At 51.8% G+C, this 14,928-nt stretch carries 12 protein-coding genes; 7 read left to right on the forward strand and 5 right to left on the reverse strand.

Annotated features, from left to right (window positions below):
- Positions 1-23 precede the first annotated feature (23 nt).
- Positions 24-2,819: a bifunctional [glutamate--ammonia ligase]-adenylyl-L-tyrosine phosphorylase/[glutamate--ammonia-ligase] adenylyltransferase gene (glnE, locus tag C3B51_RS02645; protein ID WP_130244078.1), complete on the forward strand. Its 2,796-nt coding sequence runs from the start codon at positions 24-26 to the stop codon at positions 2,817-2,819.
- A 38-nt stretch (positions 2,820-2,857) separates the two neighbouring features.
- Here glnE and C3B51_RS02650 read toward each other — a convergent pair whose 3' ends face one another.
- From C3B51_RS02650 to tolC, 3 genes are all read right to left on the reverse strand, one after another.
- On the reverse strand, positions 2,858-3,466 hold the full coding sequence (locus tag C3B51_RS02650; RefSeq protein WP_125716638.1) for a TcpQ domain-containing protein: 609 nt from the start codon (positions 3,464-3,466) through the stop codon (positions 2,858-2,860).
- Between the two features lie 37 nt (positions 3,467-3,503).
- Positions 3,504-4,430: an LpxL/LpxP family Kdo(2)-lipid IV(A) lauroyl/palmitoleoyl acyltransferase gene (gene lpxL, locus C3B51_RS02655; protein WP_125716637.1), complete on the reverse strand. Its 927-nt coding sequence runs from the start codon at positions 4,428-4,430 to the stop codon at positions 3,504-3,506.
- Between the two features lie 165 nt (positions 4,431-4,595).
- Positions 4,596-5,942, reverse strand: a complete 1,347-nt coding sequence (gene tolC, locus C3B51_RS02660; protein WP_125716636.1) for an outer membrane channel protein TolC — start codon at positions 5,940-5,942, stop codon at positions 4,596-4,598.
- A 235-nt stretch (positions 5,943-6,177) separates the two neighbouring features.
- Here tolC and C3B51_RS02665 point away from each other — a divergent pair, with 235 nt between their 5' ends.
- The 6 genes from C3B51_RS02665 to parC all read left to right on the forward strand — a co-directional run bounded on the left by C3B51_RS02665 (position 6,178) and on the right by parC (position 12,886).
- Positions 6,178-6,807 (forward strand): NUDIX domain-containing protein, encoded by a 630-nt coding sequence (locus C3B51_RS02665; RefSeq protein WP_125716635.1) that lies wholly within the window; start codon positions 6,178-6,180, stop codon positions 6,805-6,807.
- Between the two features lie 24 nt (positions 6,808-6,831).
- Complete coding sequence (locus C3B51_RS02670) at positions 6,832-7,272, forward strand: DUF1249 domain-containing protein (protein WP_130244079.1); 441 nt, start codon at positions 6,832-6,834, stop codon at positions 7,270-7,272.
- Positions 7,259-8,032 carry a metallophosphoesterase gene (locus C3B51_RS02675; protein ID WP_130244080.1) on the forward strand — a complete coding sequence of 258 codons (774 nt, stop codon included), beginning with the start codon at positions 7,259-7,261 and terminating at the stop codon, positions 8,030-8,032. Before C3B51_RS02670 ends, C3B51_RS02675 begins: the two co-directional genes overlap by 14 nt.
- Positions 8,017-8,613: a YqiA/YcfP family alpha/beta fold hydrolase gene (locus C3B51_RS02680; protein WP_130244081.1), complete on the forward strand. Its 597-nt coding sequence runs from the start codon at positions 8,017-8,019 to the stop codon at positions 8,611-8,613. The genes C3B51_RS02675 and C3B51_RS02680 overlap by 16 nt, the downstream gene beginning before the upstream one ends.
- The gene (gene parE, locus C3B51_RS02685; protein ID WP_130244082.1) at positions 8,610-10,499 is read left to right on the forward strand and encodes a DNA topoisomerase IV subunit B; all 1,890 of its coding nucleotides are present in this window, start codon (positions 8,610-8,612) and stop codon (positions 10,497-10,499) included. Before C3B51_RS02680 ends, parE begins: the two co-directional genes overlap by 4 nt.
- 80 nt (positions 10,500-10,579) lie before the next feature.
- Complete coding sequence (parC, locus tag C3B51_RS02690) at positions 10,580-12,886, forward strand: DNA topoisomerase IV subunit A (RefSeq protein WP_125716631.1); 2,307 nt, start codon at positions 10,580-10,582, stop codon at positions 12,884-12,886.
- Between the two features lie 183 nt (positions 12,887-13,069).
- On the opposite strand, the gene C3B51_RS02695 is transcribed toward parC, so the two are convergent.
- On the reverse strand, positions 13,070-13,711 hold the full coding sequence (locus C3B51_RS02695) for a hypothetical protein (RefSeq protein ID WP_130244083.1): 642 nt from the start codon (positions 13,709-13,711) through the stop codon (positions 13,070-13,072).
- A 272-nt stretch (positions 13,712-13,983) separates the two neighbouring features.
- A complete protein-coding gene (locus tag C3B51_RS02700) occupies positions 13,984-14,883 on the reverse strand; it encodes a LysR family transcriptional regulator (protein WP_130244084.1) in 900 nt (299 codons plus the stop codon).
- Positions 14,884-14,928: the final 45 nt, after the last annotated feature.

The raw sequence follows: 14,928 nt of genomic DNA on the forward strand, positions 1-14,928 counted from the left end.
GCAATTGCACTGGAGATTTTTCTATGGATTTCGGTGGCTTGCCCCAGGCACTCGGGCAGCTGGCAGAGCAACGCTGTCAGGCACTGTTTGCCCAACACACAAGTAATCCGGCCGTACTCAGGCTATTGGGATTGAGTGATTTTGCGTACCGTATTTTGCAGCGTCATCCTGATTGGATTGATTGGCTGCTGGACCGCGAACAGATGCAACAAAGAACTTGTCCGGCACCGCTGACAATACCGCTCGAAGAGCTGGATGAAGTCAGTTGTTTCAGACTGTTACGTGAGTATCGTCAGCGCTACTGGCTCAAGTTAATGTGGCTTGATCTGGTCGAGGGTAACCCAATTGCCGACAGCATCGCTTATCAGTCGCGCCTCAGCGAAGTGCTGATTGACTGGGCCAATCGCTGGGCACACGCCTGTGTGGCCAAAAGTAATGGTCAGGTGTGTGATGAACATCAGACCCCAGTGCCTATGCTGGTGCTGGGCATGGGTAAGCTGGGCGGCGGCGAGCTGAATTTCTCCTCGGACATTGACCTTATCTTTACCTATCCGTTTGCCAAACCCACCGAAGGCGGGCGGCGCAGCATAGAAGCGCAGGTGTTTTACACTAAGGTGGCACAAAAGCTTATCGCTGCGCTTGATCAGTGTACCGCCGATGGCCAGGTGTTTCGGGTTGATATGCGCCTGCGCCCCTTTGGTGACAGTGGCCCGCTGGTGATGAGTTTTGCCGCGATGGAAGATTATTACCAGGATCAGGGCCGGGAGTGGGAGCGCTATGCCATGCTTAAGGCGCGTCTGCTTGGTGAGGAGAATCGCTACTGGGATGAATTTAAAACCCTGATCCGCCCCTTTGTGTTTCGCCGTTATATCGATTTTTCTGTGATTGAATCGCTGCGGAAAATGAAACATATGATCGCACAGGAGGTCAGGCGTAAAGGGCTGACCAATAACATCAAGCTGGGCGCCGGCGGGATCCGTGAAGTGGAATTTATTGTCCAGGCATTGCAGATGATCCGTGGCGGCCGTGAGCCGGAGCTACAAACACCGTCGTTATTGTCGGCCTTAGCACAGCTGCAAAACTTGTCTTTGATCCCAGCAGAAGTCGGCGAGGTGTTGTCTCATCAATACCTGTTACTGCGCCGAACCGAGCAGTATTTACAGGCATTTGACGACTGTCAGACGCAAACTTTGCCAGAGGATGAGCTGGGACAGCAGCGCCTGAGCGTGTTGCTCGGGTGCGCCAGCTACAGCGAGGTGCTCGCTTTGCTGGAGCAAGCGCAAAAGGCGGTACGGGCTGAATTTACTCAGGTGATTGGTGAAGAGCCTGAGCTGGGCGAGGCGTTGGCGCCTGAATATGTTTCTGCCTGGGAGCAGCGTGACATCAGTTATCTGGAATCTCCGCTACCTGAGGCGGTCAGTGCTGCCTGGCAGCAATCTCTTGATGAATTTCATCTGGGGTTGAGTAAAACCCAGATGGGCACGCGTGGCAGAGATGTCCTGGATAAACTGATGCCAGCCTTGCTCGGTGAAATTACCCGTGCACCGGTCGCTGAAATTCTCGAACGGGTGCTAAAAGTGATCCTGAAAATTGCTTCGCGCACTGCTTATCTCGAATTGCTATTTGAAAATCGCGGAGCGCTGCAGCAACTGATCAAGCTGTGTGCGCACAGTGTCTGGATTGCAGAGCAGGTGGCCCGTTATCCTATCCTACTGGATGAGCTGATCGACCCAGCGGTGCTGTACCGGCCACTGCCACTGAGTGCCTATTACAGCGAAGTACAGCAGTATTTCTTGCGTATCGACAGTGAAGACCTGGAGCTACAGATGGAAGCGTTGCGCCAGTTTAAGCAAACGCAGGCACTGCGCATTGCCGCAGCGGATGCCACCGGCGTGCTGGATATAATGAAAGTCAGCGACCACTTGACCGCACTGGCCGAAGCCATTATTGCTAAAGCCGTTGACATTGCCTGGCAGCAAATGGTGAGTCGCTATGGCGCACCTGAGGGAGCCGATGCTGAGCATAAAGGCTTTGCCGTGGTGGCCTATGGCAAAGCGGGTGGGCTGGAGCTGGGCTATAACTCAGATCTTGATCTGGTATTTGTTCATAACCGCGATGGCAACAGTGTTACCACCGGGGAGAAGTCGATTTCATCCCGCCAGTTTTACCTGAAGCTGGCACAACGGCTGATGCATCTGTTCAATACCCGTACCAACTCCGGCATTCTGTATGAACTGGATACCCGGTTGCGGCCGGAAGGTAATTCCGGGCTGCTGGCCATTAATATCGAGAGTTTTTACCAATATCAGCAGCAGCAGGCCTGGACCTGGGAGCATCAGGCGCTGGTGCGTTCGCGCATGGTACTGGGTGAACCCGAGCTGGTAACGCGCTTTAATGATATTCGCCACGAGATACTCAGTCAGCGTCGTGACTGCGCAGAGCTGCGTAAAGACATTGTGGCGATGCGCCAGAAGATGCGCGGGCACCTGGATAAGAGCAACGAGGTGGAGTTTGACTTAAAACAGGGGGTGGGCGGGATGACAGATATTGAGTTTATTGCCCAGTATCTGGTGCTTAACTATGCCCAGGCCCACCCTGAACTGGCACGCTTCCCCGATAACATTCGGATCTTCGAAATGGCCCATCAGGCCGGGGTAATTGACAGTACCACTCAGGCGGCACTGACCGAGGCATACTGTGAGTTCCGTGATCGGTATCATCTGCACAGCTTGAATGCAGGCGGGCGGAGTGTGGCCATGCATGAGGTGACCGAGCTGGTAGATTCAGTGAAAGTTGCCTGGCAAGATTTACTGGGTTAACAGTACCGGAGCAAGGTGACTTGCTCCGGCTGACGCTATCATTTAGTCAGGCGTCGGCAGTTTTCACGGACAAAACGCGAAGGGTTTTGGGTGATCACTGCGGCGCGTTGGCGATGACAAAAGAAAGTGTAGACCTCGAATTCAAAGTCATCATTGATGGCGGTACCGACCTGATACAAGGTAGACACAAAGTTAGTGTCGACACGGAAGTTATGTTTCACCACATAATCTTTGTCCAGATACCAGAATAGTTCAACGTCTTCTTGCTTGGCGTAGTTAGTCAGTACGCCACGCAGGGTCTCGCCGCTGTCAAAGCGCCGAGGTTGGATCTCACCGGTCCAGCGCTGCGGCGCCGGTTTGACCACCAGACCGCGTTGTGCGATGGCATCGTCCAGCGGGTAAGTGGGCGCACCCAGCTCCAGTACGTATTTCTCGCGCTCAGTATTGCGCTCTGAATAATTGCGCTTAAACCCCTCGTAGAATTGAGTAAACCCCCGAGCTGCTGCATTGGTGGTATCACGAAACTCCATCGACGGGATATTGCCATACAAAAAGTAATACGCGGCCCACACCAACAATACACCTAAAGACAGGTGCTTGGCCCAGAACCACAGGTTTGATAAGCGTTTTGAACGTTTTTTAGCCATACTGTCACGACACACTTTATGCTAACTGTTGTTAACTCTATTCATAATACGATGGCGCGTGCTCATCCGGACGTGTTTTAAAGCGTCGGTGTAACCACATATACTGTTCCGGGGCCTGCTCGATGGCTTGCTCCATACGCTGATTAACCCGGGTGACATCGCTACGCGGATTGTCACTTGGGAAGTCTGTCAGCGCAGGTTGGATCTCAATATGGTATTTACCACGGGCATCCCGGACGCCATGTAAGCTTAATGTCTCACAATTTTTGCTTCCTGCAAAGAGCAGTGTTCCGGTTGTAGAGGCAGTGTCGGGCACCGCAAAGAAAGGCACAAATTCGCAGCGGTTGCGGCCATAGTCCTGATCGGGCAGGTAATAGCAGAGCTTTTTGTTCTTCAATGCCTGTAACAGCCCTTTGACATCGCGCTTACCAATCAGGTACTCATTGGAGCGCAAGCGGCCTTTGGTCATAAAATATTCCATCAGCGGGTTGTTATGCGGGCGATAAAACCCAATCCCCATTTGAGCAGTCCCCAGTACCCGACTTAGCATCTCCAGATGTAGCATGTGTGGCACCAATAAAAGTACGCCTTTGCCGTTGGCCTGCGCCTGTTCAATGTGCTCTATCCCTTTAACTGAGCCGACAACCCGGTTCATACGCCACTGAGGCCACCACCAGGCCATAGAGGTTTCGAAGGTGGCGATGCCGGTATTCTCCATGTTTTTTAGCACCATATCGGCGCGCTGCTGCGCGTCCATGTCGGGAAAACACAGGCGTAAATTGACTTCAGCAATACGGCGGCGCTTTTTTAACAGGCGGTGCACCAGGCGCCCAAGCATTTTTCCCAGCCACAGCTGAATACCTTGTGGCAGCCAGGACAGGGCGTAGAGAAAAAAAACACTCAGCCAGGTTGGCCAAAATTTCGGGGCTAAAAATGCCAGCTTAAAGGTGGGGTTGTTAACCAAAGGTGCGCTCTCGTTCAAACTTCAAAGGGTTAGTTTAGCGATATCGGCTGGGCAGCTCAAGAGACGGGTGATGAGCGCAGATCTGGTGCGACCAATCTGCCGGGGTGGATTGCAGGCAGAAAAAAACCGGTTTGCACCGGTTTTTTGCTCGAGCGAAACAAAACATTAGCCCGCGATTAAGCCCTTGTTGATGGCTTCTAAGTCGCTGCGGCTCAGTGTGCCTGCGGCTTGTTTTAGCTTTAATGTAGACAGCACATACTGGTAACGCAGGTTAGCCAGGTTACGTTTTGCACTGTACAGGTTACGTGTGCTTACCAGTACGTCAACAATGGTACGAGTACCCACTTCAAAACCTGCTTCTGTTGCCTGCAAGGCACTTTCCGCTGAAACAACCGCTTGTTCAAGTGCGCGGTAGGTTGCCACGTCAGACATCACCTGGTTGTACGAGGTGATCACCGAGCGGGTAACGTTACGCATAGATGCTTCGAGGTCTTCACTGGCGGCAACGTACAGAGCGCGTGCCTGATCGGTTGCTGCAACCGTTTTACCACCTGAATAGATAGGCACATTAAGTGTCAGGCCAATACTGGTGCCATCGGTACGAGGTGACAGTTCTGCACCTTCAGTGTTACCCAAAGAATCGGAGTAAGTTGCATTCAGGCTCAACGTTGGATAGTGGCCAGCCTGTGCCAGCTCAATCTGGTCTTGTGCAATGTCCAGCGCCGATTTAGCAACCTGTAGTGACAGGTTTTGCTCTTTCGCTGAGGCAATAAAATCGTTCGACTGTCTGCTCGGCTTTACCGTAGAAAAGCTCTCGGTATTGAGTTTATCCAGTTTGGCATGGTACTTACCTGTGATAGTACGCAGGGTTTCACGTGCCGTCTCAACGGTGTTCTGTGCCACGATTTCGTTGGCCACAGACTGGTCAAACTGCGCCTGTGCTTCGTGTACGTCTGTGATTGCGGTCAGGCCCACTTCGTAGCGCTGCTTGGTTTGTTCCAGCTGACGCTCGATGGCGCGTTTTTCAGCCTGCACAAATTCCAGGTTGTCCAGTGCGCTCAGTACGTCAAAGTAGCCCTGTGCGACACGAACAATCAGATCCTGTTGCTGCTGCTCGTAACTGGTCAGTGCCTGCATCGCCTGTTTCTCGGCAATGGTCAGGCTCTGCCAGGTCGCCATGCTAAAAATGGTCTGGCTTAAGGTTACGCTGCGGGTCAGTGAATCGCTCCAGGTATCAACCACAGTATATCCGGAGGCATCGTTTTGGCCGGGTAATGTCGACTCACCATCGTTGTCGGTGTATTTCATTGAAAAACCCAATGAAGGCAATAGATCGCCTAATGCCGAATCCTGTGCATATTTTTGCGCGTCAGCCTGGGCCTTGGCCTTTAGTACCGTTGGGTCGTTTGCGGTGGCAATTTCGTACACTTGCAGCAGATCTTCTGCCTGTGAAGCCGTGCTGGACAGGGCGCAGGCTACACCGATAAACAGAGATAGAATGCTTTTTTTCATTGTTTGCTCAGTCCTTAGACAATTTTTAGTTGTCGGCATGTTACCTTGTTTTCGTCAATTACCATACAAGGAAAAGGGTAAATTAATCAGAACAAGTGTAACAGAATATAAAACTGTGCCACCTGACACTTCCGGCAGGTAACGAGCAGTAAAATAAGATAAAATTCGAGAACATCTATGATGGGGGTTTAGGGTTAAAAATTAAACCCCGATCACGAAAAAAATGGAATGAAACATGAAACCAGTTGCACAATTTAATCATCAGAATGTGGTATTAGATGAGCCTGAACGTTGTTATAACAAATTCTTTAAAATTGATATATATCGCTTTAAACACGCGCTGTTTGGCGGCGGTCAGTCGCAAACCATTTGTCGCGAAATTTTAGAGCGTGGCCATGCCGTGGCTGTGTTGCCTTACGACCCAGCCACCGATCAGGTGCTACTGATTGAACAGATCCGTATCGGGGCACTGGCAACCAAAGATTCGCCCTGGCTGCTGGAGTGTATTGCAGGTATGGCTGAGGGGAGTCAGGATTATGAAGGGGTGGTGCGCAAAGAAGCGATGGAAGAGGCCGGTCTGGCATTGGATGAATTGCATTATATGACGTCGTATTTATCCAGCCCGGGCGGCTCTACAGAGCGCTTATACCTTTACCTTGCCAAGGCGGACCTGAGCCAGGCGGGAGGGATCTATGGTTTGCCCGAAGAAGGAGAAGACATTAAAGTACATGTAATGCCCTTCAATGAGGCCATGGCGCGGCTCGAAAATGAGGAAATAGATAACGCTGCGACGGTGATTAGTCTACAATGGTTGGCGTTACACAAAGCCAAAATGTTGGCGCAGTGGCATGCTCAGCCGATTTAAAGTGAGGTTGTTTTACACCCGGTTATGCAAAAAGAGTACATCCAGTCTTTACCCAAATATATTACCCTGTGCGAGCGCAATTATTTGCGGGCGCTAAAACTACTACCCGAAGAATCATTGGGTAACAGTCGTGAGCTTCATCTGGGTTCAGCCAGTTATCAGATCCGCATTGATGGCATTGCCCGCTACACCACAGATATTGCTGTGGTGCAAAAGCAACAGATCAGCGCCCATCTGGATGATTTTGCTTTGTCTGTGCGCTTGTACCACGATGCCAAAGTGGCAGAAGTGATCCACCACGACTTTCATCAGCGCATTAAACCGTCTTACCGCTATCCTAATCCGGATATGCACCATAAAGACGAAAAATATCAGCTTAACGCCTTTTTGGCCGACTGGTTACTGGCTTGTCTGGAAAGCGGCCGGGTGCCACTCAACTGGGACGTCAACAATGGCCTGGTTTAAGCAACAACATCGGTTCAGCGGTGCAGAGTTGCGCCTTGCGCATATTACAGACAGCCATCTGTTTGGCAGCCGTGAGGGCTGCTATTTTGAGGTCAATACGGCAGCACACTTTATCAGCGTACTCGATGCCCTGGCCGGGGAAGCGCTCGATGGCGTGGTGTTTGGTGGTGACCTAACTCAAGACCACAGCGCCGAGTCTTATGCGCTGTTTGCCGAACTGGTGGCGCAATCGTCGCTCGACTGTCCGCTATTTTGGGTACCGGGTAATCACGATGATCTCTCTATGCTAGCGCAGATCAGCGAGGGCCAGATCAGTGCCGCCAAGCATTTACAATGCGAGCAGGGTGACATTTTGCTGCTGAACAGCAAAGGCCCCACGCCCGCAGGTTGGTGCGAGGCTGCACACCTGGCTGAGCTTGAGGCAGTGCTCTGCGAAGCATCAAGACCTGTGTTGGCATTTTGTCATCATCATCCAATCCCGATTGGCGGCTACCTGGATAAACACATACTGGAAAACGGTCCTCAGCTACTCAATGTGCTGGTCGACAGTCAGCGTGTTGAGGCACTTATTCATGGCCATGTGCACCATGCCTATGCGCAGTCGTTTCGTACTCTGCCTGTGTATGCCACACCGGCGACGTCTATCCAGTTTGCTAAACACACCGCAGACTGGCAGCAGCATAATTTAGGGCCTGCTTGTCGGTTGATCCACTGGACAGCACAAGGCTTGCACACTGAGGTGAAATGGCTCGCAAATTAATCTATATTCATGGCTTTAACAGCTCAGAGCAGTCCTTTAAGGCGCAACAATTAGGTCAGTGGCTTGCGCAACAATCGTTTGCGTGTACTTATCTGACGCCTCGTTTGCATTACGATCCCGCCATTGCCATTGTCCAGCTTGAACACCTGCTGGAAGCAGACACTGCGCTTGTTGGTAGCTCTTTGGGTGGCTATTACGCCACCTATTTGTCGCAGCAACATGGTTTGCGCGCTGTGGTGGTGAACCCGGCGGTGCGCCCGTTTGAATTGTTGCATGATTATCTCGGACCTCAGTATAATCCCTATCAGCAACAGCATTACACGCTGACGCACCAGCATGTAGACACTTTGCGTCAGCTCTACGTTGAGTCGCTGCACGCACCAGAAAATATTTTATTGCTACAACAAAGCGGTGATGAAGTGTTACCCTATCAACAGGCAGTGAACTACTTCAGCGCCAGCCCCGGCCACATTGAATTTGGCGGGGACCATAGTTTTATGGGTTTTGAGCGTTACTTTGACACCCTTGTCAGGTTTCTTAAAATCACCAACACAAACGAAGAAAATCAGATCCAATTATGAGTCAGCAGAATTATAATGCCGAAGCCATTGAGGTGTTGAATGGCCTGGAGCCGGTGAAACGCCGCCCTGGCATGTATACCGACACCACGCGGCCAAACCACCTGGGTCAGGAAGTCATAGACAACAGTGTCGACGAAGCCCTGGCCGGCCATGCCAGCAAGATCGATGTGATCCTGCATGAAGACAATTCGCTACAGGTGATTGACGACGGACGCGGCATGCCGGTGGATATTCACCCCGAGGAAGGGATCCCTGGAGTAGAGCTGATCCTGACCAAGCTGCACGCGGGTGGTAAATTCTCCAATAAAAACTATCAGTTTTCCGGTGGTCTGCACGGGGTAGGTATCTCGGTCGTGAATGCCTTATCAACCCGGGTTGAAATCACGGTTAAGCGCGATGCCCAGGTGTATCAGATGGCATTCGAGCATGGCGACAAGGTCGAAGATTTAGAAGTCACGGGCACGGTTGGTAAACGCAATACCGGTACCTCAGTGCAGTTTTGGCCCGATCCCAGCTATTTTGATTCCGCCAACTTCTCGCTCAGCAAGCTCAACTATCTGCTGAAAGCCAAGGCCGTATTGTGCCCGGGCCTGCGTATTCGTTTCATTAATAAACAAACCAAAGAAACGCAGGAGTGGTGCTACGAGTCGGGCCTGGAAGATTACTTAAAAGACAGTGCCAAAGGTTTTGAGACCCTACCGCAAAGCCCGTTTGTGGGCAGCTTCAGCGGCTCCACCGAAGGCGTTGACTGGGCATTGCACTGGCTGCCAGAGGGCGGCGAGTCGATCACTGAAAGCTACGTCAACCTCATTCCCACCGCACAGGGCGGCACACACGTCAATGGCCTGCGCCAGGGCCTGCTGGAAGCCATGCGTGAGTTTTGTGAATTCCGCAACCTGTTACCACGTGGCGTAAAGCTGACCCCTGACGATGTCTGGGACAAGTGTAGCTATGTGTTATCGGTGAAAATGCAGGATCCGCAGTTTGCCGGTCAGACCAAAGAAAAGCTGTCATCGCGTTCTTGCGCGACCTTTGTCTCGGGGATTGTCAAAGATGCCTTCAGCCTGTGGCTGAATGAACATACCGACACCGCCGAAGCTTTGGCAGAGCTGTGTATCAGCAATGCTCAGAAGCGTATGCGTGCGGCCAAGAAAGTGGTGCGTAAAAAGGTCACCAGTGGTCCGGCGCTCCCCGGTAAACTGACCGATTGCTCGGGCTCAGAAACCGAACGCTCCGAGTTGTTTCTGGTGGAAGGGGACTCGGCGGGCGGCTCTGCCAAACAGGCCCGTGACCGTGAGTTTCAGGCCATCATGCCGCTGCGTGGTAAAATTTTGAATACCTGGGAAGTTGACTCCGGGCAGATTTTGGCCTCGCAGGAAGTCCACGATATTTCTGTGGCGCTGGGCATCGACCCGGACTCCGAAGACCTGTCGGCGCTGCGCTACGGTAAAGTGTGTATTCTGGCCGATGCTGACTCCGACGGGCTACACATTGCCACTTTGTTGTGTGCTCTGTTCGTGAAGCACTTCCCGGAGCTGGTGCGCCGTGGTCATGTGTATGTGGCCATGCCGCCGTTGTTCCGTATCGACGTGGGTAAAGAGGTGTATTATGCGCTGGATGAAGACGAAAAGCGCGGCATCTTAGATCGCATTGAAGCTGAGAAAAAGCGCGGCAAAGTCAACGTGCAGCGCTTTAAAGGTTTGGGTGAAATGAACCCGATGCAGCTGCGCGAAACCACCATGGACCCCAACACCCGTCGGCTGGTGCAGCTGACCCTGGATGAACCAGAAGAGACGCTTGAAGTGATGGACATGCTATTGGCCAAGAAGCGTGCCGGTGACCGAAAGACCTGGCTGGAACAACATGGTGATAAGGCAGAAGTGTAAACTTGCTGCCGACAACTGAATTCGGATGATTACGCCAACGCGATGACTCGTGTGCGGTACAACAAACAATAAGGTGTATCATGACAGATCCGCAAACCCTGTCTTTACAGGGGATTGAACAACTGGCAATGGGCCGTTTCACAGAAGACGCCTATCTCAACTACTCCATGTATGTGATCATGGACCGGGCCCTGCCACACATTGGCGACGGCCTGAAGCCAGTGCAACGGCGTATTGTGTATGCCATGAGCGAGCTGGGCCTGTCGGCCGCAGCCAAATATAAAAAATCAGCCCGTACTGTGGGTGATGTGCTGGGTAAATACCACCCGCACGGCGACAGCGCCTGTTACGAAGCTATGGTACTGATGGCACAGCCATTCTCCTACCGCTACCCGCTGATAGATGGCCAGGGTAACTGGGGTGCGGCTGACGATCCTAAGTCGTTCGCTGCGATGCGTTATACCGAAGCGCGTTTGTCTAAATTCTCAGAAGTACTACTCAAAGAATTGGGCCAGGGCACGGTTGATTGGATCCCCAACTTTGACGGTACCATGAACGAGCCTATGGTGCTGCCGGCACGATTGCCGCATATCCTGCTCAATGGTGTGACTGGGATTGCCGTAGGTATGGCCACAGACATCCCGCCGCACAATGTGCGCGAGCTGGCTGAAGCTTGCTGTACCTTGCTGGATAAGCCGAAAACCACACTGGAAGAAGTGCTGGAGATGGTACAGGCACCGGATTATCCAACCGAAGCCGAGATCATCACACCAAAAGCCGAGATCCAGAAGATTTACACCACCGGACGCGGCTCGATTAAAATGCGTGCGGTGTATGAAGAAGATCAGGGCGAAGTGGTGATCACCGCGCTGCCTCATCAGGTATCCGGTGCTAAAGTGCTGGAGCAAATTGCGGCGCAGATGACGGCCAAAAAACTGCCCATGGTCGCTGATTTGCGTGATGAATCGGATCATGAAAACCCAACCCGCATTGTGGTCGTACCGCGCTCTAACCGGGTGAAAGTTGAGCCACTGATGGCACACCTGTTTGCCACCACAGATCTGGAAAAGAACTACCGGGTTAACCTCAACATGATTGGCCTGGATGGTCGTCCTCAGGTCAAAGACTTACGTACTATCCTGGCCGAGTGGTTGGTGTTCCGTCGCGATACGGTGCGCCGTCGCTTGCAGTATCGCCTCGATAAAGTGCTGGCGCGTTTACATATTCTTGAAGGTTTAATGATTGCCTTTTTGAATATCGACGAAGTGATTGAAATCATCCGCACCGAAGACAAACCCAAAGACGAGCTGATGAGCCGCTTTGGACTGTCGGACAAACAAGCCGAAGCCATTTTAGATTTAAAGCTGCGCCACCTGGCGAAGCTTGAAGAAATGAAGATCCGCGGCGAGCAGGATGAGCTGAGTGCGGAGCGCGACAAGCTGGAGCAAACGCTGGGCTCAGAGCGCAGAATGTCGACGCTGCTGAAAAAAGAAATTCGCGAAGCGGCCGAATTATACGGTGATGAGCGTCGCTCACCGGTTGTTGAGCGCCTTGAAGCCAAAGCGCTGAGTGAGAAAGATCTTATTCCATCGGAATCGGTCACTGTGGTGCTGTCTGAAAAAGGCTGGGCCCGGGTTGCCAAAGGCCACGACATTGATGCCGAAGGGCTCAATTACCGTGCCGGAGACAGTTACAAGGCATCGGCCAAAGGCCGCAGCAACCAACCAGCGGTGTTCCTCGACAGCTCTGGCCGGGCATTTGCCACCGATGCGCACAGTTTGCCATCGGCACGCAGCCAGGGTGAGCCCATGACCGGGCGTTTTAACCTGGCAGCGGGCACCAACTTTGAGCATGTGGTAATGGGTGAAGAGCAGTCGCTTTATCTGATGGCCACCGATGGTGGCTACGGCTTTATTGCCGAGTTTAACGACCTGGTCAGTAAAAACAAAAACGGTAAGGCGCTGGTCAGCATCCCGAAAGGGGCTGAGCTGATGGCACCCATCACAGTGGGAGATGTGGCGACCGACCGGTGTATGGCTATTTCTAACGAAGGCCGGATGCTGATATTCCCATTACGTGACTTGCCCAAACTGGCCAAAGGTAAAGGTAACAAGATCATCTCTATTCCGAGTGCCAAAGTACAGGCCCGCGAGGAGTTTGTAAAAGTGCTCGCCGCAATACCTGATGGCTGCGCCGTGACCTTACATGCCGGTAAGCGCAAACTCACGCTCAAACCCGGTGACCTGGAACACTATTATGGTGAACGTGGTCGTCGTGGTAACAAGCTGCCCAGAGGCCTGCAACGGGTCGATGGGTTTGAGATTGAGCACAATGGCAATGATATCGCTGAAGCAGACGACAGCGAGCAGCCATCGAGCGAGTCTTAATGCTCCAGCAGGCAGGCATAATGTTTATTATGCCTGCTTTGCTTTTCCCCGCCGCTACGCTCACAAACATCAACCCCTAACTGATTGTGAATTACTGCTCATACTCAGGTAAGACTTAAGCACAACGACGCAGAAAACTGGCGAAGCAAAACACAAGCTCTGCTCCACCGTCGTTTGTTATTACTATTCAGGTGGTTGGCAGTTAGCGAAAGTGACGGACTCTGTCACACTGAGCTCGCCCTCTCGCTCAACAACAAAGAAGTAGTAGGGGCGGTGCGCCTCATAGACTTCAACACAGGCTTCCTGGTCGGTCAGACACTGTCGTGTTTCAATATTCACTCGAGTGGTTTTAGTTGCCAAAGGGGTGCCCGTGCTTGACACATAACTGGCCGTTAATATTTCTGCATTAACGGCATCGAATTGGTATTCGCTTCCACAGCTATATTTATCACGTGTTCCCATATCAAAAAGCACGACACTGTGCGTTTTAAAGTCGATGTCCGCCAGCTGCTCAATAGTGTATTCATCGAACTTTTCCTGAAACTCAGTGGCGTTAGTTAACACGGTAATGTGTTTGGGGGCGCTTTGCCAGGGATCAATATACTCGCTGCTGAAGAGTATTTCCGCAGAGGCTTCTCGCATTGTGATGTCAGGTTGACTCTGCCTGGGGGAGCTCTGTTGTGCATGCGTCGTTTTGGCCTGCACTGTGCCTGCGGTCGGTGAATGGTTTACTTTGCTGCTCACCTGACTGCTTGCATTACTGTCTTGAATACAGCCTGTAAGTAACAATGATAACCCTGTGAGTGTAACGAGCTTAGTTAGCATGATATTTCCTTTGCGTTTTTAATTTAAAAATACAGTAATCAATATCCCGGTTAACGTGTCTGCGTTATTTGTTACTGGCTGTAATTATTCTTGTGGTGTTTGTGTCCCGACATCATATATGCACCATAAATCCCAAAAAACACTTATGAGTTTCAGGAGCGTCACCTGGTATGTGTAAGCATCAAGGAATAGACCCTTCACAGATACTTTGAGTTTTAAGCTGCTCGTTGTATTTTCACGTTTAAGTTGATCTGTGAGTCCTCTAACAGTTGCTACTGCGCTGATGTCTCTGGTGCTCTTAACCCTGTTTGCAGATGCGCAATAAGCGCGGTGACTTTTTTCTGTGGGTATTTACGGCCAGCATAAAATGCATACAGCACCAGCTCTTCCGGTTCATGCTCTAGTTTGACCTCAACTAAAGTGCCAGCCTTCAGTTCCGCCTGGCACATATGCCTGGGCAAAATGGCAAATCCCAGCCCCTGTATGGCGGCGGCTTTGGCCATGTGGCCACTGTTAACTTTATAGCTGGATTGCACATGCAGGGTTTTATTGTGCTTAAATCGCCAGGGCGTGCCTTGCAGTGCGGTCAGGCTGGTAATGCAGGGCACTTTGCTCAGTGTTTCCAGTGTGTGCAGATTGGCATGGTCGGCAAGCAAAGCCGGTGCCCCGACAACACAGCTTGGCAGTGTCAGAAGGGGTTGTGCTACCCAGCCCGAATCAGTCAAGGTGCCGCGCCCAAAGCGGATCACCAAGTCTAAGCCCTCCAGAATACTTTCTGAGGGATTGAGCTGGGTATCGCAACTGAGCGTGATATCGGGATGCTGATGGCAGAAGTCGGCGATAAGCGTTGCCAGGACTGGCACATCTGGCATAACCAGGTTAAGGTGCCCGGATAGCGCATCACTGTGCTCACAGACCTCTGTTAGTGCGTCATCCATTCTTTGTAGCAGCGGTTTTATGGTTTCATAAAGCTGTGTACCTGATGCGGTCGGGTGCATTTTCCGGGTTGTACGCTCAAGCAGTCGGGTGTTTAAGTGGTGCTCCAGTTGGGCAACATGACGGCTGATATTGGAGGTGGGTAACAGGCGTTGCTGTGCTGCCAGTTTGAAGCTCAACTTTTCATAGACAGCCACAAAGCTCAGTAACCATTGAATATCGGTCCGTTCAATCATTAATTGTCTCATTTGGTGGGATTTAAAAACCCATATTAGCATCTT

This window comes from Pseudoalteromonas rubra (genome assembly GCF_004212645.1).
Classification (GTDB): domain Bacteria; phylum Pseudomonadota; class Gammaproteobacteria; order Enterobacterales; family Alteromonadaceae; genus Pseudoalteromonas; species Pseudoalteromonas rubra_G.

What these genes read in the sequence shown, in the direction of transcription:
- glnE (WP_130244078.1), top strand. Translation starts at nt 24, where the DNA reads ATGGATTTCGGTGGCTTGCCCCAGGCACTCGGGCAGCTGGCAGAGCAA.
- C3B51_RS02650 (WP_125716638.1), bottom strand. Translation starts at nt 3,466, where the DNA reads ATGGCTAAAAAACGTTCAAAACGCTTATCAAACCTGTGGTTCTGGGCC.
- tolC (WP_125716636.1), bottom strand. Translation starts at nt 5,942, where the DNA reads ATGAAAAAAAGCATTCTATCTCTGTTTATCGGTGTAGCCTGCGCCCTG.
- C3B51_RS02665 (WP_125716635.1), top strand. Translation starts at nt 6,178, where the DNA reads ATGAAACCAGTTGCACAATTTAATCATCAGAATGTGGTATTAGATGAG.
- C3B51_RS02670 (WP_130244079.1), top strand. Translation starts at nt 6,832, where the DNA reads ATGCAAAAAGAGTACATCCAGTCTTTACCCAAATATATTACCCTGTGC.
- C3B51_RS02675 (WP_130244080.1), top strand. Translation starts at nt 7,259, where the DNA reads ATGGCCTGGTTTAAGCAACAACATCGGTTCAGCGGTGCAGAGTTGCGC.
- C3B51_RS02680 (WP_130244081.1), top strand. Translation starts at nt 8,017, where the DNA reads ATGGCTCGCAAATTAATCTATATTCATGGCTTTAACAGCTCAGAGCAG.
- parE (WP_130244082.1), top strand. Translation starts at nt 8,610, where the DNA reads ATGAGTCAGCAGAATTATAATGCCGAAGCCATTGAGGTGTTGAATGGC.
- parC (WP_125716631.1), top strand. Translation starts at nt 10,580, where the DNA reads ATGACAGATCCGCAAACCCTGTCTTTACAGGGGATTGAACAACTGGCA.
- C3B51_RS02695 (WP_130244083.1), bottom strand. Translation starts at nt 13,711, where the DNA reads ATGCTAACTAAGCTCGTTACACTCACAGGGTTATCATTGTTACTTACA.
- C3B51_RS02700 (WP_130244084.1), bottom strand. Translation starts at nt 14,883, where the DNA reads ATGATTGAACGGACCGATATTCAATGGTTACTGAGCTTTGTGGCTGTC.